The sequence below is a fragment of the Streptomyces sp. NBC_01451 genome (genome assembly GCF_036227485.1).
GTDB lineage: Bacteria > Actinomycetota > Actinomycetes > Streptomycetales > Streptomycetaceae > Streptomyces.
On the sequence record NZ_CP109479.1, the window covers coordinates 7,182,595 to 7,200,734 of the forward strand.

General features: G+C 69.5%; 11 protein-coding genes. 9 read left to right on the plus strand and 2 right to left on the minus strand.

Going from position 1 to position 18,140, the window contains the following annotated elements:
• Window positions 1-49: 49 nt before the first annotated feature.
• Window positions 50-1,087, minus strand: coding sequence for a LacI family DNA-binding transcriptional regulator (locus OG595_RS31595; RefSeq protein ID WP_329277905.1), 1,038 nt, complete (start codon window positions 1,085-1,087; stop codon window positions 50-52).
• Window positions 1,088-1,585: 498 nt separating this feature from the next.
• Here OG595_RS31595 and OG595_RS31600 point away from each other — a divergent pair, with 498 nt between their 5' ends.
• The 9 genes from OG595_RS31600 (at window position 1,586) to OG595_RS31640 (ending at window position 17,335) form a co-directional block, all read left to right on the plus strand.
• Window positions 1,586-2,860 carry an extracellular solute-binding protein gene (locus tag OG595_RS31600; protein WP_329277907.1) on the plus strand — a complete coding sequence of 425 codons (1,275 nt, stop codon included), beginning with the start codon at window positions 1,586-1,588 and terminating at the stop codon, window positions 2,858-2,860.
• A 153-nt stretch (window positions 2,861-3,013) separates the two neighbouring features.
• Window positions 3,014-4,018, plus strand: a complete 1,005-nt coding sequence (locus OG595_RS31605; RefSeq protein WP_329277909.1) for a carbohydrate ABC transporter permease — start codon at window positions 3,014-3,016, stop codon at window positions 4,016-4,018.
• Between the two features lie 19 nt (window positions 4,019-4,037).
• Window positions 4,038-4,943 carry a sugar ABC transporter permease gene (locus tag OG595_RS31610; RefSeq protein ID WP_329277911.1) on the plus strand — a complete coding sequence of 302 codons (906 nt, stop codon included), beginning with the start codon at window positions 4,038-4,040 and terminating at the stop codon, window positions 4,941-4,943.
• Between the two features lie 213 nt (window positions 4,944-5,156).
• Window positions 5,157-6,896: a glycoside hydrolase family 13 protein gene (locus OG595_RS31615; protein WP_329277913.1), complete on the plus strand. Its 1,740-nt coding sequence runs from the start codon at window positions 5,157-5,159 to the stop codon at window positions 6,894-6,896.
• A 339-nt stretch (window positions 6,897-7,235) separates the two neighbouring features.
• Window positions 7,236-7,976 (plus strand): dienelactone hydrolase family protein, encoded by a 741-nt coding sequence (locus OG595_RS31620; RefSeq protein ID WP_329277915.1) that lies wholly within the window; start codon window positions 7,236-7,238, stop codon window positions 7,974-7,976.
• Window positions 7,977-8,244: 268 nt separating this feature from the next.
• On the plus strand, window positions 8,245-9,627 hold the full coding sequence (locus OG595_RS31625) for an alpha-amylase (protein WP_329277918.1): 1,383 nt from the start codon (window positions 8,245-8,247) through the stop codon (window positions 9,625-9,627).
• Window positions 9,628-9,730: 103 nt separating this feature from the next.
• Window positions 9,731-15,205 (plus strand): pullulanase-type alpha-1,6-glucosidase, encoded by a 5,475-nt coding sequence (gene pulA / locus OG595_RS31630; RefSeq protein ID WP_329277920.1) that lies wholly within the window; start codon window positions 9,731-9,733, stop codon window positions 15,203-15,205.
• Between the two features lie 71 nt (window positions 15,206-15,276).
• On the plus strand, window positions 15,277-16,938 hold the full coding sequence (locus tag OG595_RS31635; RefSeq protein WP_329283381.1) for a fused response regulator/phosphatase: 1,662 nt from the start codon (window positions 15,277-15,279) through the stop codon (window positions 16,936-16,938).
• Between the two features lie 40 nt (window positions 16,939-16,978).
• The gene (locus OG595_RS31640; protein WP_329277922.1) at window positions 16,979-17,335 is read left to right on the plus strand and encodes a 5-carboxymethyl-2-hydroxymuconate Delta-isomerase; all 357 of its coding nucleotides are present in this window, start codon (window positions 16,979-16,981) and stop codon (window positions 17,333-17,335) included.
• A gap of 83 nt (window positions 17,336-17,418) precedes the next feature.
• Here OG595_RS31640 and OG595_RS31645 read toward each other — a convergent pair whose 3' ends face one another.
• Window positions 17,419-18,138, minus strand: a complete 720-nt coding sequence (locus OG595_RS31645) for a TetR/AcrR family transcriptional regulator (RefSeq protein ID WP_329277924.1) — start codon at window positions 18,136-18,138, stop codon at window positions 17,419-17,421.
• Window positions 18,139-18,140 lie beyond the last annotated feature (2 nt).

Consider the following 18,140-nt stretch of genomic DNA (forward strand, 5'->3'; position numbering starts at 1 on the left):
GAGCCGGACGGTGGAGCCCCGGTACCCGGAAGCCCGGAGCCCGGGAGTGCTAATGGGAACGAGTGCGGTCGCCGGGAGCGGAGGCGGTCGAACCCCGGACCACCAGCTCCGGCATGAACACGAACTCGCTGTGCGGAGCGGGCGTACCGCCGATCTCCTCCAGGAGTGTGCGGACGGCGGCCTGGCCCATCGCCGGGACCGGCTTGCGGACCGTGGTGAGGGGCGGGTCGGTGAAGGCGATCAGGGGGGAGTCGTCGAAGCCCACGACCGAGACGTCCCGGGGGACCTCCAGGCCGCGCTGACGGGCCGCCCGTATCGCGCCCAGCGCCATCATGTCGCTCGCGCACACCACCGCCGTGCAGTCCCGGTCGATGAGCGCCGTGGCCGCCGCCTGGCCGCCCTCCAGGGTGTACAGGGAGTGCTGCACGAACCGCGTCTCGACGTCCTGCGCCGTCAGGCCCAGCAGGTCCTGCATCGTCCGCACGAAGCCCTCGATCTTGCGCTGCACCGGCACGAAACGCTTCGGCCCCAGGGCCAGTCCGATACGGGTGTGACCGAGGGAGACGAGGTGCGTGACCGCGAGCGTCGTCGCCGCGCGGTCGTCGGGGGAGATGAACGGCGCCTGCACCTTGGGGGAGAAGCCGTCCACCAGGACGAACGGCACGCCCTGGGCGCGCAGTTGGTCGTAGCGCTGCATGTCGGCGGAGGTGTCCGCGTGCAGACCGGAGACGAAGATGATGCCGGCCACACCGCGGTCGACGAGCATCTCCGTCAGCTCGTCCTCCGTCGAGCCGCCGGGCGTCTGGGTGGCCAGAACCGGTGTGTAGCCCTGCCGGGTCAGGGCCTGCCCGATGACCTGCGCCAGGGCGGGGAAGATCGGGTTCTCCAGCTCCGGGGTGATGAGGCCCACCAGGCCCTCGCTGCGCTGCCGCAGCCGGACCGGGCGCTCGTAGCCCAGTACGTCGAGGGCGGCGAGCACGGTCTGGCGGGTGGTGGCGGCGACGCCCGGCTTCCCGTTCAGGACCCGGCTGACCGTCGCTTCGCTCACCCCCGCCTGGGCGGCGATGTCGGCAAGCCGTGTGGTCACAGGGCTGGACTGTACCGGCCGTCCCTCGCCTTGCCCACCGAACGGCCGCCGGGCACGGGCCGTCGAACGGCCCACCGGACGGCCGGGACGGCCGCTCGCCGCCGCGGGTTGCTGCGTCATCGCGCTCCCTCGTGTCTGGCACGTGTGTCTGGCGTCTGTGTCCGGAGTGGGTCCGGCGTCTGCCCGGAGTGGGTCCGGCAGGGGTCTGATGGGGCGTACATGGCAAGAGCTTGCAGAGTCTTGCACAAGTGTCCCGGATCCCGCTCGGCAGGCGCAGAACAGGGGATCGGGCGGTCCACCGACAAGGGTCGCACGGGTCACGGCGCGGTAACTGTCGACGGTTCTTGCACTTTTTTGCTGCAAGGTCTTTCGTCGCGCTTACATGGCTGTTACGTTCACGTCGCCCGGCGGCGGCAACGGCGCGGCCGGCAAGTCGGCGGAAACGGCGGACGGGCCCGTTTCCGTCAGTACACGGGCTTTAACCCTCAAGGAGAACTCATGCGGCGTGGCATAGCGGCCACCGCGCTGGTGGCGTCCATCGCCCTCGCGGCGACGGCCTGCGGCGGAGACGACAGCGGCAGTGACAAGGCCGACGGTCCGGTCACCATCACCTGGTGGGACACCTCCAACGCCACCAACGAGGCGCCGACGTACCAGGCTCTGGTCAAGGAGTTCGAGGCCGCCAACAAGGACGTCAAGGTCAAGTACGTCAACGTCCCCTTCGACCAGGCGCAGAACAAGTTCGACACCGCAGCCGGAGCCTCCGGCGCCCCGGACGTGCTGCGTTCCGAGGTCGGCTGGACCCCCGCCTTCGCCAAGAAGGGCTTCCTGCTGCCGCTCGACGGCACCGAGGCCCTCACCGACGAGGCCAAGTTCCAGCCCAGCCTGATCGAGCAGGCCAAGTACGACGGCAAGACGTACGGCGCACCGCTGGTCACCGACACCCTCGCGCTGGTCTACAACAAGGCGCTCTTCGCGAAGGCCGGCATCACCGAGGCCCCGAAGACCTGGGCCGACCTGAAGACGGCCGCCGCCACCATCAAGGCCAAGACCGGCGTCGACGGCTACTGGGGCTCCACCCAGGCCTACTACGCCCAGTCGTTCCTCTACGGCGAGGGCACCGACACCGTCGACGCCGCCGCCAAGAAGATCACCGTCAACTCGGCCGCCGCCAAGAAGGCCTACGGCACCTGGCTCGGCCTCTTCGACGGCGAGGGCCTGCACAAGGCGGACACCACCGCCGACGCGTACGCCCACATCCAGGACGCGTTCGTCACCGGCAAGGTCGCCGCGATCGTCCAGGGCCCGTGGGAGATCACCAACTTCTACAAGGGCACCGCGTTCAAGGACAAGGCCAACCTCGGTATCGCCACCGTCCCGGCCGGCTCCACCGGCAAGGCGGGCGCCCCGACCGGCGGCCACAACCTCTCCGTGTACGCGGGCTCGGACGCCGCCCACCAGAAGGCCGCGCTGAAGTTCGTCAACTTCATGACCTCCGCGAAGTCCCAGTCGCAGATCGCCCTGAAGAACTCCACGCTGCCCACCCGCGACGACGCCTACACCGCCGAGGTCAAGGCCGACCCGGGCCTCGCCGGCTACCAGGGCGTCCTCGCCGCCGCCCAGCCCCGCCCGGCGCTGCCCGAGTACAGCTCCCTGTGGGGTCCGCTCGACACCGAGCTGCCGCAGATCGCGGCCGGCAAGGAGTCCCTCGACAAGGGCCTCGGCAACGCGGAGACCGCGATCGCCAAGCTGGTCCCGGACTTCGGCAAGTGATCGGCAACTGACTCCGAACGGCCGTCGGAACTGCCCGGTCGAACCCGGGGACAGTTCTGACGGCCGTCGGCCCTGTGCGCCGCACCCCTCGGTCTTCCTGTTGGTCTCCTTGGTCTCCTCGGACTTCCTGATCTTCCAGAAGGTGTCGAACCCATGACAGTCGCCATCGACCGCGCGACCGGCAAGCGCCGCGGTGAGCCCGGGCAGCGGCCCGGACGGCTCGATCGTCTCAGGCACGCCTACCAGAAGTACTGGTACGCGTACGCGATGATCGCCCCCGTGGTCGTCGTGCTCGGCGGGCTCGTGCTCTACCCGCTCGTGCGCGGCCTCTACCTGACGCTCACGGACGCCAACAGCCTGAACTCGGCCCGCACGATCGGCGTCAACCACATCGACGCCACGTACAAGTTCATCGGCCTCGACAACTACGCCGACATCCTGTGGGGCGACACCGCGTACGACCGCTTCTGGTCGCACTTCATCTGGACGATCGTCTGGACCGCGCTCTGCGTGGCCCTGCACTACTGCATCGGCCTCGGCCTGGCCCTGCTCCTCAACCAGAAGCTGCGCGGGCGCACCTTCTACCGGCTGATCCTGGTCCTGCCGTGGGCCGTGCCCACCTTCGTCACCGTCTTCGGCTGGCGGTTCATGCTCGCCGACGGCGGCATCATCAACTCGATGCTCGACGCGGTGCACCTGCCGTCACCGCTGTGGCTGGAGGACACCTTCTGGCAGCGGTTCGCCGCGATCATGGTCAACACGTGGTGCGGTGTGCCGTTCATGATGGTCTCGCTCCTCGGCGGCCTCCAGTCCATCGACTCCACGCTGTACGAGGCAGCGGACATGGACGGCGCGAACGCCTGGCAGCGGTTCCGGTACGTCACACTGCCGGGTCTGCGCTCCGTCAGCTCCACCGTCGTACTCCTCGGCATCATCTGGACGTTCAACCAGTTCGCCGTGATCTTCCTGCTGTTCGGCAACACCGCCCCGGACGCACAGATCCTCGTCACCTGGGCCTACTACCTCGGCTTCGGCCAACAGCCGCGCGACTTCGCGCAGTCGGCGGCCTACGGCATGCTGCTGCTGGCCATCCTCGTCGTCTTCACCTCCTTCTACCGCCGCTGGCTGAACCGCGATGAGCAGCAGCTCGCGATCTGAGGCAGGAGTCCCAACCCCCATGAGTGCCATGACAGTTCAGAAGTCCGAACCGACGGACCCGGCCCACACGCCGGTGCCCCGGCAGCCCGGGCGACCCGGCCGACGCCGCCTCGCCACCGCCCTCGCCTCCCACGGCATCCTGACCGTCGCGAGCCTGATCGCGCTCTTCCCGATCGCCTGGCTGCTCTTCCTGTCCCTCGGCCCGGACAAGGACGACTACCTCCACCCCGGGGGCATCTGGGACAAGATGACGTTCGACAACTACTCGTTCGTCCTCCAGCACACCAACTTCTTCGACTGGATGAAGAGTTCGCTGATCGTCTCGCTCGGCACGACGGTCATCGGGGTCATGGTCGCGGCGACCACCGGGTACGCGGTCTCGCGGATGCGCTTCCCCGGCTACCGCAAGTTCATGTGGGTCCTCCTGGTCACCCAGATGTTCCCGATCGCCGTACTCATCGTGCCGATGTACCAGATCCTCTCGGACCTCCAGCTCATCGACAACTACCTCGGCCTGGTCCTCGTCTACTGCTCGACGGCCGTGCCGTACTGCGCCTGGCTGCTCAAGGGATACTTCGACACGATCCCCTTCGAGATCGACGAGGCGGGACGCGTCGACGGGCTGACCCCCTTCGGCACCTTCGCACGGCTGATCCTGCCACTGGCCAAACCGGGCCTGGCGGTCGCCGCGTTCTACAGCTTCATCACCGCCTTCGGCGAGGTCGCGTTCGCCTCGACGTTCATGCTGTCGGACACGAAGTACACCTTCGCGGTCGGCCTGCAGAGCTTCGTCAGCGAGCACGACGCCCAGCGCAACCTGATGGCCGCCACCGCGGTACTGGTCGCCATACCTGTCTCGGCCTTCTTCTACCTGGTCCAGAAGAACCTGGTGGCGGGCCTGACAGCGGGCGGCACCAAGGGCTGACACCCGGCCCCGCGTAAAACTCCCGTACGGCTCCAGTCGTACGGGTCGGCGGCCCGCGGTGCCCATCCGACCCCGCTGTCACCGTGGGCCGCCCCTTCAGGGCCGCGGGGCTGTATCGAACTGCGGCTCCGCCGCGGGGCGCGACCAGCCACAACGAACCCGCAGCTTCAAAACCGTCCCATGACCCGAACTCCTTTACGCACCAAGGACGTTATGAGCCAGCACTCCGCCGCTCCGGCCCCGACCTCCGCCACCACCTCCGCCAACCTCACCGACCGCGGCGACTGGTGGCGCGACGCGGTGATCTACCAGGTCTACCCCCGCAGCTTCGCCGACAGCAACGGCGACGGCATGGGCGACCTGGAGGGCGTACGCACCCGGCTGCCGTATCTGCGCGACCTGGGCGTCGACGCAGTCTGGCTCAGCCCCTTCTACGCCTCCCCGCAGGCCGACGCCGGCTACGACGTCGCCGACTACCGGGCCGTGGACCCCATGTTCGGCAACCTCCTGGACGCCGACGCCCTGATCCGCGACGCCCACGAACTGGACCTCAGGGTCATCGTCGACCTGGTCCCCAACCACTCCTCCGACCAGCACGAGTGGTTCAAGCGGGCGGTCGCGGAAGGCCCCGGCTCACCCCTCCGGGACCGCTACCACTTCCGCCCGGGCAAGGGCGAGAGCGGCGAACTCCCGCCCAACGACTGGGAGTCCATCTTCGGCGGCCCGGCGTGGACGAGGATCACCGAGCCGGACGGCACTGCCGGTGAGTGGTATCTGCACCTCTTCGCGCCCGAGCAGCCCGACTTCAACTGGGAACACCCGGCGGTCGGGGACGAGTTCCGCTCGGTCCTCCGCTTCTGGCTGGACATGGGCGTCGACGGTTTCCGTATCGACGTGGCACACGGCCTGGTGAAGGCGGCGGGCCTCCCGGACCTCGGAACCCACGACCAGGTCAAGCTGCTGGGCAACGATGTCATGCCGTTCTTCGACCAGGACGGCGTACACGCCATCTACCGCGAATGGCGCCTGCTCCTCGACGAGTACTTGGGAGACGGAAAAGGGCCCGAGGGGCCTTCCTCGGAAGGGCGGGGGCGGGAGACCGGCGGGCGGATCTTCGTCGCGGAGGCGTGGACCCCGACCATCGAGCGCACGGCGAACTACGTCCGCCCGGACGAACTCCACCAGGCGTTCAACTTCCAGTACCTGGCGACCTATTGGGACGCGGCCGAGCTGAAGGTCGTCATCGACCGCACCCTGGACGCCATGCGTCCGGTCGGCGCCCCGGCGACCTGGGTCCTGTCCAACCACGATGTCACCCGTCACGCCACCCGCTTCGCCAACGAGCCGGGCCTCGGTACGCAGCTCCGGCTCGCCGGGGACCGCGCGCTGGGCCTGCGCAGGGCCCGCGCGGCAACCCTGCTGATGCTGGCGCTGCCCGGCTCGGCGTACGTCTACCAGGGCGAGGAACTGGGCCTGCCGGACGTCGTCGACCTCACGGACGACGTCCGCCAGGACCCCGCGTACTTCCGGGGCGAGGGCCAGGACGGCTTCCGCGACGGCTGCCGGGTGCCGATCCCGTGGACCCGCGAGGGCTCGTCGTACGGCTTCGGCGCGGGCGGCTCCTGGCTTCCGCAGCCCGCCGAGTGGGCCGAGCTGAGCGTCGAGGCGCAGACGGGCACGCCCGGCTCCACCCTGGAGCTGTACCGCGCCGCGCTCGCCGCCCGACGCGAACACCCCGGCCTCGGTGCGGGCGACTCCGTCGAGTGGCTGAAGGCGCCGCAGGGTGTCCTCGCCTTCCGGCGCGGCGAGTTCGTGTGCGTCGCGAACACCGGCGGCGAGGCGGTCACGATCCCGGCGTACGGCGAGATCCTGGTCGCCAGCGGCGAGGTCACCGTGGCGGAGGACGAGGCGAAGCTGCCGGCGGACACGACGGTGTGGTGGACGACCGGCTGAGGCCGAACCCGCAGGGCCCGCCGCCCGGTTCGGGGCGGCGGGCCCTGCTGTCGTCCCCGGCCCCGTGAGGACTGCGGTCCGGGATCACGTGGGCCGTGTTCACATGGCGGGGCAGCATCGCCGACATGGCCCGCGCTCCGCGGCAGGCGGCCCCGGAGGGCCGCGAAAACCCGTTGGCGGACCACGGCGGCCACTGCTAGCTTTCCGGAGGCCGTGCGAGAGAACGAGGAGGTGGTACCCGTGAACACAGTATCGACATGGGTGCTCTCCTCCGGGGTCACGGTCGGGCGATAGGTCGTCCGGGAGCGCCGTCCAAGCGCACTCCCGAAAGGCACGACCATGCGATTCACTTCCGAACAGCGCCTCGACGACGGCGTCGTCGAACGCGAATTCACCCTCGGCGAGATCCCCGGCACCCTGTGGACGCCCGGCTCCGCCGGAGCTTCCGGCGCCGCACCGGACCCGCTGATCCTGATGGCCCACAACAACGGCCTGCCCAAGGCGGATCCCCGGCTGGTGGCCCGGGCCCGGTACACCGCGGCGCGCGGCTACGCGGTGGCCACCATCGACGCGGCCGGGTGCGGTGACCGGCCCCGGTCCGCCGCCGACGAGCAGGTCCGCGCCGACCTCCGGCGGGCGATGCAGGCGGGTGAGCCGGTCGACGAGATCTTCGAGTCCTTCATCGGCCCACTGGTCGAAAAGGCGGTCCCGGAATGGCGGACCACCCTGGACGCCCTGCTCTCGCTGCCCGGGATCGGCGGCCCGGTCGGGTACTCGGGAGGGTGGACCGCCCTCGGTATCCGGCTGGTGGTGGCAGAGCCCCGCATCGCCGCCGCCGGCTTCTTCGCCGGGGGATACGTGCCCCGGGCCCTGCGGGAGGAGGCCCGGCGGGTCACCGTTCCGCTGCTGTTCCTGCTGCAGTGGGACGACGAAGGGAACCCCCGGCAGCGGGCCCTGGACCTGTTCGACGCCTTCGGCAGCGAGGAGAAGACGCTGCACGCGAATCCGGGCGGGCACACCGGCACCCCGTGGTTCGAGCTGGAGGACGGCTGCCGGTTCCTGGACCGACACCTGAAGTGAGGCCGGGCCGTCCGGCGGGAGGCGGACGGCAGGCCGCAGGCGGCGTCCCCGGGCCTCCGTCAGCGAGGACAGGTCCCGATATCACCTCAACACCCCTCGGCGTGAAGAGATTTCGTGTGCGTGAAGGGGGTGTGAAGAGGAGGCGTCCCAAGGGTTGACCGCTCGGCAAGTGGGCTCGTACCTTCTGGTCGGCTGAAAGTTTTCAGTCATCTTGCAGCAAGAACCGGTAAGGGATCTTGCTTGGACCTTCAACGGAGAAGGACCCCACATGGCCAGTAGAACCCTCTCCGGCGCGCTCGCCCTCGTGGCGGGCGCGTCGATCGCGCTCGGTGTCCCGACGGGCGCCGCCAACGCCTCCCCGCCCGGCACCAAGGACGTCACCGCCGTCCTCTTCGAGTGGAAGTTCGCCTCGGTCGCCAAGGAGTGCACCAACACCCTCGGCCCCGCCGGCTACGGATACGTCCAGGTCTCCCCGCCCGCCGAGCACATACAGGGCTCGCAGTGGTGGACGTCGTACCAGCCGGTGAGCTACAGGATCGCGGGCCGCCTCGGTGACGCCACCGCCTTCAAGAGCATGATCGACACGTGTCACGCGGCCGGTGTGAAGGTCGTCGTCGACACCGTCGTCAACCACATGTCGGCGGGATCCGGGACCGGGACGGGCGGTTCGTCGTACACGAAGTACAACTACCCCGGCCTGTACTCCTCCTACGACTTCGACGACTGCACGTCGACCGTCAGCGACTACACCAACCGCGCCAACGTCCAGAACTGCGAGCTCGTCACCCTCGCCGATCTGGACACCGGTGAGGAGTACGTCCGTTCGGCCATCGCCGGGTACATGAACTCCCTGCTCGGCTACGGCGTCGACGGTTTCCGCATCGACGCGGCCAAGCACATCCCGGCGACCGACCTGGCCAACATCAAGTCCCGGCTGAGCAACACGTCGGTGTACTGGAAGCAGGAGGCCATCTACGGCAGCGGCGAGGCGGTCCAGCCCACCGAGTACACGGGCAACGGCGACGTCCAGGAGTTCCGCTACGCCTTCGACCTCAAGCGCGTCTTCAACAACGAGAACCTCGCCTACCTGAAGAACTACGGCGAGGGCTGGGGCTACATGAGCAGCTCGGTCGCCGGGGTCTTCGTCGACAACCACGACACCGAGCGCAACGGCAGCACCCTCAGCTACAAGGACAACGCCAACTACACCCTCGCCAACGTCTTCATGCTCGCCCACCCGTACGGCGCCCCGGACATCAACTCCGGTTACGAGTTCTCCGACACGGACGCCGGGCCGCCCAACGGCGGTACCGTCAACGCCTGTTGGCAGGACGGCTGGAAGTGCCAGCACGCCTGGCCGGAGATCCTGCGCATGGTCGCCTTCCGCAACGCCGTGCGCGGCGAGTCCGTCACCAACTGGTGGGACAACGGGGGTGACGCCATCGCCTTCGGCCGGGGCGCCAAGGGCTTCGTCGCCATCAACCACGAGTCGAGCGGTCTGAGCCGCACCTACCAGACCTCCCTGCCCGCCGGGACGTACTGCAACGTGCAGAGCAACACCACGGTGAGCGTGAACAGTTCGGGTCAGTTCACCGCGACCCTCGGCTCCAACACCGCCCTCGCGATCTATGCGGGCAAGTCCACCTGCTGAAAGTTCTTGCCATTGGTTTCAAGACCCTTGCTGTAAGCCTTTCGGCGGCGGTACGGTCGCGCGGGGTCGGACCCGAAGAGCCGTGATCGCAAGGAGTCCATCCGTGATACCGAGATGGCCGTCGCCGGCAAGGCGCCGCACAGCCCGCGTTGCCCGCACCAGCCACAGCACCCGCACCACCCGTACCGCCCACGCCGGACGAGTCGCCGCGCTCACCGTGACCGCGCTGACCGCGGCCCTCGTCCAGCCCCTGGCCGCCGGGGCCGCCACCCCGCCCGCGCCCCCCTCCGACGCGGAACTGGCGAAGACCGCCGCCCGCAACGACCTCACCCGCGAGCAGTTCTACTTCGTGCTCCCGGACCGTTTCGCCAACGGCAGCACCGCCAACGACCGCGGCGGACTCACCGGTTCACGCCTCGCCACCGGCTACGACCCCACCGACAAGGGCTTCTACCAGGGCGGTGACCTCAAGGGCCTCACCAACAGGCTCGACTACATCAAGGGCCTCGGCACCACCGCCATCTGGATGGCCCCGATCTTCAAGAACGAGCCCGTGCAGGGCACCGGGTCGGACGCCTCCGCCGGATATCACGGGTACTGGATCACCGACTTCACCCAGGTCGACCCGCACTTCGGCACCAACCAGGACCTCGAAACCCTCATCTCCAAGGCGCACGCCAAGGGCCTGAAGGTCTTCTTCGACGTCATCACCAACCACACCGCCGACGTCGTCGACTACGAGCAGAAGTCCTACGACTACCTCTCCAAGGGCGCCTTCCCGTATCTCACCAAGGACGGCGAGCCCTTCGACGACGCGGACTACGCGGACGGGAAGGCCGCGTTCCCGGCCGTCGACGCCGACTCCTTCCCCCGCACACCCGTCGTCCCCGCCGCGAAGAAGAACGCCAAGGTCCCGTCCTGGCTCAACGACCCGGCGATGTACCACAACCGGGGCGACTCCACCTGGGCCGGCGAGTCCGCCACCCACGGCGACTTCGTCGGGCTCGACGACCTGTGGACCGAGCGTCCCGAGGTCGTCGGCGGGATGGAGAAGATCTACGAACGCTGGGTCAGGGACTTCGACATCGACGGCTTCCGGATCGACACCGTGAAGCACGTCAACATGGAGTTCTGGACCCAGTGGGCCACCGCGCTGGACGCGTACGCGGCCAAGAAGGGCCGCCACGACTTCTTCATGTTCGGCGAGGTGTACTCCGCCGACACCTCCGTGACCTCCCCGTACGTCACCCAGGGCCGCCTGGACTCCACGCTCGACTTCCCCTTCCAGGACGCGGCACGCTCGTACGCCTCCCAGGGCGGCAGCGCCCAGAAGCTCGCCTCGGTCTTCGGCGACGACTACAAGTACACGACCGACAAGGCCAACGCCTACGAGCAGGTCACCTTCCTCGGCAACCACGACATGGGCCGCATCGGGTCCTTCCTGCGGCAGGACGATCCCCAGGCCACCGACGCCGAACTCCTCGCCAAGGACAGGCTCGCCAACGAGCTGATGTTCCTCAGCCGTGGCAACCCGGTCGTCTACTACGGCGACGAACAGGGCTTCACCGGCGCGGGCGGCGACAAGGACGCCCGCCAGACCATGTTCGCCTCGAAGGTCCCCGACTACCTCGACGACGACGAACTCGGCACGGACCGCACGCACGCCGACGACTCCTTCGACACAAGTGCACCGCTCTACAAGCAGATCAGTGCTCTCGCCAAGCTCCGCAAGGCCAACCCCGCCCTCGCGGACGGCGTCCAGACCGAGCGCTACGCGGCCGACGGCGCCGGCGTCTACGCCTTCTCCCGCACGGACGCCAAGTCCGGCACCGAGTACGTCGTCGCCTTCAACAACGCGGCCGAGGCGAAGACGGCGACCTTCGCCACCGGCTCGGCGGCCATGTCCTTCAGGGGCGTCCACGGCACCGACGCCACGACGACGAGCGGCACCGACAAGAAGATCACCGTCACCGTCCCGCCCCGCACCGCGATCGTCCTCAAGGCCGCAGGCAGGCTCCCCGCCCCCGCCACCAGGCCCTCCCTCACCCTCACCGCCCCGGCCGCCGGCGCCACCGGCACCGTGAACATCGCCGCCGACGTCGACGGCGACCGACTCGACCGTGTCGTCTTCGCCGCCCAGACCGGCAACGGCAGGTGGCAGACCCTCGGCTCCGCCGACCACGCGCCCTACCGGGTCACCCAGACCATCGCCAAGGACGTTGCCCCCGGAACGCCCCTGCGCTACAAGGCGGTTGTGATCGACCGCGCCGGACGCACGGCAGGCGCCATGGCGACCTCGACCACGGGCACCCCGCCCGCCCCCGAGGTCCCCACGGCCTCCTCGCGCGACTACGCGATCGTCCACTACAAGCGTGCGGACGGCGACTACACCGACTGGCGCCTGTACGCCTGGGGCGACATCGCCGACGGCGAGGGCACGACCTGGCCGGCGGGCCACGACTTCGTCGGGCGGGACGCGTACGGCGCCTTCGCCTACGTCAAGCTCAAGCCCGGCGCCTCCGGCGTGAGTTACCTCGTCATCGACAAGGACGGCAACAAGGACGTCTCCGCCGACCGCTCGATCGACGTCACGAAGACCGGCGAGATCTGGGCCGAGCAGGGCAAGGAAGCCGTACTGACGGCGAAGCCCGCCGCCGACTACCCCGAGCAGGACACGTCCAAGGCGGTCCTCCACTACCACCGCGCGGACGGCGCCTACGACGGCTGGGGCCTGCACGTCTGGTCCGGCGCCGCGAACCCCACCGACTGGTCGAAGCCCCTGGAGCCGGTGCGGACCGACGCGTACGGCGCGGTGTACGAGGTACCCCTCAACGCCGGTGCCACCAGCCTCAGTTACATCATCCACAAGGGCGACGAGAAGGACCTCTCCACCGACCAGGCCCTCGACCTCAAGACCGACGGCCACGAGGTCTGGCTGCTGAACGGCCAGGAGAAGTACCTGCTCCCGCAGCCGGCGGGCAGCTCGGCCACCCTCGACCCGACCACGTCCAGGGCGGTCTGGATCGACCGGAACACCATCGCCTGGAACGGCAACGACACCGCCGCCTCGACCCAGTTGCTCTCCTCCCGCACCGGCTCGATCACGGCGAAGAACGGCGTGCTGACCAGCACCGACGAGCGTTGGCTCCGCCTGGCCAGGTCGGCCCTCACCGACGCCCAGAAGGCCAGGTTCCCGCACCTCGCCTCGTACACCGCCTGGACGGTCGACCCGCGCGACCGCGACCGGGTCCCCGGGGCCCTGCGCGGCCAGCTCGTCGCCTCCCAACGGGCCGCGAACGGCGCGGTGCTGGCCGCGACGGGCGTTCAGATCGCCGGCGTACTCGACGATCTCTACGCCGGCGCGGGGAACGCCGACCTCGGCCCCACCTTCAGCAAGGGCCGTCCGACACTCTCCGTCTGGGCGCCGACGGCCCAGTCGGTGAAGCTCGAACTCGACGGCTCCACGGTCGCGATGGAGCGGAACGACACCACCGGCGTCTGGTCCGTCACCGGCGGCAAGTCGTGGAAGAACAAGCCCTATCGGTACGTCGTGAAGGTGTGGGCCCCGAGTGTCGCCGAGGTCGTCACCAACCACGTCACCGACCCGTACTCCGTGGCCCTGACCGCCGACTCCGAGCGCAGCCTCGTCGTCGATCTGGACGACAAGTCCCTCGCGCCGAGCGGCTGGACGTCGTACAGCAAGCCGAAGGCCGTGCCGCTGCGCGACGCCCAGATCCAGGAACTGCACGTCCGGGACTTCTCGGTCGCCGACACCACCGTGCCCGCGAAGGACAAGGGCACCTACCTCGCCTTCACCGACAAGGACAGCGACGGCTCCAGGCACCTCCGCGCGCTGGCGAAGGCCGGCACCTCCTACGTGCACCTGCTGCCCGTCTTCGACATCGCGACCATCCCCGAGAAGAAGGCGGACCAGGCGACCGTCGACTGCGACCTGTCCTCCTACGCCGCCGACTCCGACCAGCAGCAGGCCTGCGTCGCGAAGATCGCCGCGAAGGACGCGTACAACTGGGGCTACGACCCGTACCACTACACCGTTCCGGAGGGCTCGTACGCGAGCGACCCGGACGGGACGCGGCGCACGGTCGAGTTCCGCAAGATGGTGAAGTCGCTCAACGCCGACGGACTGCGGGTCGTGATGGACGTCGTCTACAACCACACCCCGGCCAGTGGCCAGGCGAAGACGAGCGTCCTCGACCAGGTGGTCCCCGGCTACTACCAGCGCCTTCTCGCCGACGGCTCGGTGGCCAGCTCCACCTGCTGCGCCAACACCGCGCCCGAGAACACGATGATGGGCAAGCTCGTCGTCGACTCGATCGTCACCTGGGCGAGGGAGTACAAGGTCGACGGCTTCCGCTTCGACCTGATGGGTCACCACCCGAAGGCCAACATCCTGGCCGTCAGGAAGGCCCTGGACGCGCTCACCCTCAAGAAGGACGGCGTCGACGGCAGGAAGATCATCCTGTACGGGGAGGGCTGGAACTTCGGCGAGGTCGCCGACGACTCCCGGTTCGTGCAGGCCACCCAGGAGAACATGGCGGGGACGGGCGTCGCGACCTTCTCCGACCGGGCCCGTGACGCCGTGCGCGGCGGCGGCCCCTTCGACGGGGACCCGGGCGTCCAGGGCTTCGCGTCCGGCCTGTACACCGACCCCAACTCCTCCACGAGCAACGGCACTTCGGCCGAGCAGAAGGCCCGTCTCCTGCACTACCAGGACCTGATCAAGGTGGGCCTCTCCGGCAACCTCGCCGCCTACCGCTTCACGGACACCGACGGCAAGGAGGTCACCGGCGCCCAGGTCGACTACAACGGCCGGCCCGCCGGGTACGCGGACGCCCCCGGCGACGCCCTCGCCTACGCCGACGCGCACGACAACGAGTCGCTGTTCGACGCGCTCGCCTTCAAACTGCCCGCCACGACGAGCGCCGCCGAACGGGCACGTATGCAGGTCCTCGCGATGGCCACGGCCACCCTCTCGCAGGGCCCGGCGCTCTCCCAGGCCGGCAGCGACCTGCTGCGCTCCAAGTCCCTCGACCGCAACTCCTACGACAGCGGCGACTGGTTCAACGCCATCCACTGGAACTGCGCGGACGGCACCGGTAACGGCAACGGCTTCGGGCGCGGGCTGCCCATGGCGGCCGACAACGCCTCCAAGTGGGCCTACGCCAAGCCCCTGTTGACCACCGTCGGGGCCGGCTGCGCACAGATAGAGGGCGCCTCGGCCGCGTACCGGGATCTGCTGAGGATCCGTACGACGGAGAGCGGATTCTCCCTCGGCACGGCCGGACAGGTGCAGTCGAAGCTCTCCTTCCCGCTGTCCGGCAGGGACGAGACGCCCGGCGTGATCACCATGGAACTCGGTGATCTCGTCATCGTGTTCAACGCGACGCCCCAGCGCAGTGAGCAGCGGGTCGGCCCGCTCGCCGGAACCTCGTACGCGCTGCATCCCGTACTGCGGGCGGGAGCGGACCCCGTCGTCAAGTCGGCCACGTACGAACGGGATTCGGGTACGTTCGCCGTTCCCGGGCGAACCGTCGCGGTGTACTCCCGCACCTCCTGACGAGGGGATTATCCTGGTGGGGCAGACCATGGACCTCGGTCTGCCCCACCGGTGTGTCCAAGGGCGGCCAGATGGACGGCAACGGCAAGCGGACCGAGACCACCGTGCTCGTCGTGGACGCCACCCCGGCCGGTCGCTACGCGATGAGCGCCCTGCTCCGCCGAGCCGGTTACCAGGTCGTCCCGGTCGGCGGCGGCCACGAGGCGCTCGCGGAACTCGACGTAAGGCTGCGCAAGGGCATCCTGCCCGACGTGGCCCTCATCGCGGTGAACCTGCCCGGCGTGAGCGGGGTCGAACTGTGCCGCCGGATCAAGACCCGGCCGCACATGGCCGGCCTGCCAGTCGTCCACTTCTCGTCCTCCGCCGTCTCCCCGGGCGACCGTCGCGACGGGCTGGAGGCGGGCGGGGAGGCGTATCTGACGGTGCCCGCCGAGCCCGGGGAGATCGACGCGGTGCTGCGGGCCGCGGTGCGTGCCTCGCGGCTGCGGGCCGACGACCAGGCGCTGGCGCGGCGGCTGACCCGGCTGTCGGAGACGGTCTTCGCCATCCAGTCGGCGCGGTCCCTGCAGGAACTCGCCGACGCCGCCGCCGAGGGCACCGCGCGGCTCACCGGCTCGCCCGCCGCCGTGTTCTTCCTCGGCCCGGACGACGAGCTGTACCGCGCCATCTCCCGCGACCGCACCACGCTCGCCATGCCGGACGAGAGCGCCCACCGTGTCGTGGCGGGGCTGCTCCGGCGGCTCACCCGCGGGCACAGCGGGGTGCAGATCACCACGGTGGCCTCGCCGCTGTGGCCCGCCGGGTTCTTCCGGCCGGGCATGGAGCACGACGCCCGCCTCGTGCTGATCCCCACCGAGGACGGCAGGGCCTCGGTGTGCCTGGCCACGCCCACCCGCGGGACCCGCAGGGTGAGCCCCGAGAACGAGTCCCTGGTGGCCCGGCTCGCCCAGGCCACCGTGCTCGCCGCCGAGCCGCTCCTCATGTACCAGGTCGAGCGGCATGTCGCCCTCACCCTCCAGCACAGCTTCCTGCCGCGCCCCGACCGGCTGCCCGACCTGCCCGGCATCGACGTGGTGGTCCGGTACGTGCCCGCATCCCGGGACGCCGAGATCGGCGGCGACTTCTACGCCGCCCTGCGCACCGCGGACGGCGTGCTCGCCGCGGTCGGTGACGTCGTCGGGCACTCGCTGGACGCGGCCACCGTCATGGTCGAGATCCGGCACGCGCTGCGCGCCTACTGCGTCGACGAGAGCGACCCGGCCGTGCTCGCCGAGCGCCTCGACCGGATGCTCCGGCGCTACCACCCCGAGGTCACGGCCACCGTCTGTCTGGTCCATGTCGCTCCGGGCACCGGGCGCACCCGTATCGCCAACGCGGGCCACATCCCGCCGCTGATCATCCGCGACACCGGCAGCGCCGACTACGCCAAGGCCGCGGGCCCGCTGCTCGGCGTGGGCCTGACCCATCCGCCGCCCACCGAACTCTTCCTCGAACCCACCGACCGGCTCCTCATGATCACCGACGGCCTGATCGAGACCCGGGGCACCGACCTCGCGGACTCCATGGAACACCTGCGCGCGGCGGCCTCCGGCGCGCTGCCCGGCCTGGACGCCCTCTGCGACACGCTGCTGGTCTCCTTCGGCCACGACCGGGAGGACGACATCGCGATGCTGGCGCTGCGGCTCGCTGACCAGGACCACAGTCCAGGGCTGTCGGCGAGGGCCAACGGTTAGGGTGTGTTGGCCGTGCCGTCGTAGAACAGGGGTTTGACCCATGCCGCAGATCACCGTCGACTACTCGGGTCCGCTGACCGAGGCCTTCGACCGGCGCGCGTTCGCGCTCGCGCTGCACGAGGAGGTCGTCGCCACGGCGAAGGCGAAGCCCGAGGCGTGCAAGACGCAGTTCCGCCGCACCGAGGACGCCACGGTCGGCGCGGACAGCGACGGCCACGCGATCGTGCACGTCTGGATCGGCATGCTCACCGGGCGCACGGTGGAGACGAAGGCCCAACTGACGGAAGCCGTACTGGAGTTGGTGCGCGCCCATGTGAAGCCCGTCGAAGGACTCGCCCTGCACGCCTCGGTCGAGGTCCGCGAACTCGACGACTCCTACCGGAAGTTCGACAACTGACCCGTCGACCGGGCCCGGAGGGTCTCAGGGCTACGTACGAGGGACGACGAGGGACTACGAGGGGCTGCGGGAGGCTCCGCGGGCTACGAGGCGAGTGAGATGAGCCGTGTGACCAGGTCGGTGAACGGGCCGTCGGTGGGCTCCTGCTTGAGCATCCGGCGCAGCAGCGCGGCCATCTCCTCGTCGTAGGCGGCGCTCACGGCGGCCAGTGCCGCGAAGTCGTGCACGAGCTGTGCCTCCAGCTCGCCGCGCGGCACGCGCCGCCCGTCCAGCCAGATCAGCGCGGTCGACTCGACGAGCGATATCCACGTCCGGATGACCAACTCCAGCCGGGCGGGCGCGTCTTCGGGGTTCAGTTCCAGATGCGACAGGATCTGGACGTACGCGACCTGTCGTACGGCGTCGATGAGCGCGTTCGTCGTCGAGGCGCTGCTCGAACGCACCTCGTCCGCGGACACCGCCGGACCGCCGCGCATCAACGCCGCGAAACCGGGCCCGTGTTCGTCGACGAAGTCGAAGAACCGGCGCATCACGCGCAGCAGCCGGGCCCCCAGCGGACCCTCGTGCGGCTCTGTGAACCGGGCCGCCAGATCGTCCGACGCCCGCTTCAACGCGGCCTCGTACAAGCTGAGTTTGCCGGGAAAGTAGTGGTAGACCAGTGGGCGCGAGATGCCCGCGGCCGACGCGATCTCATCGATGGAGACCTCGTCGGGCGAGCGGCGGCTGAACAGTTCGAGGGCGACGCCGATCAACTGCTGCCGGCGTTCCTCGACTCCCATTCTGCGGCGAACCCCGGTTGTCATGC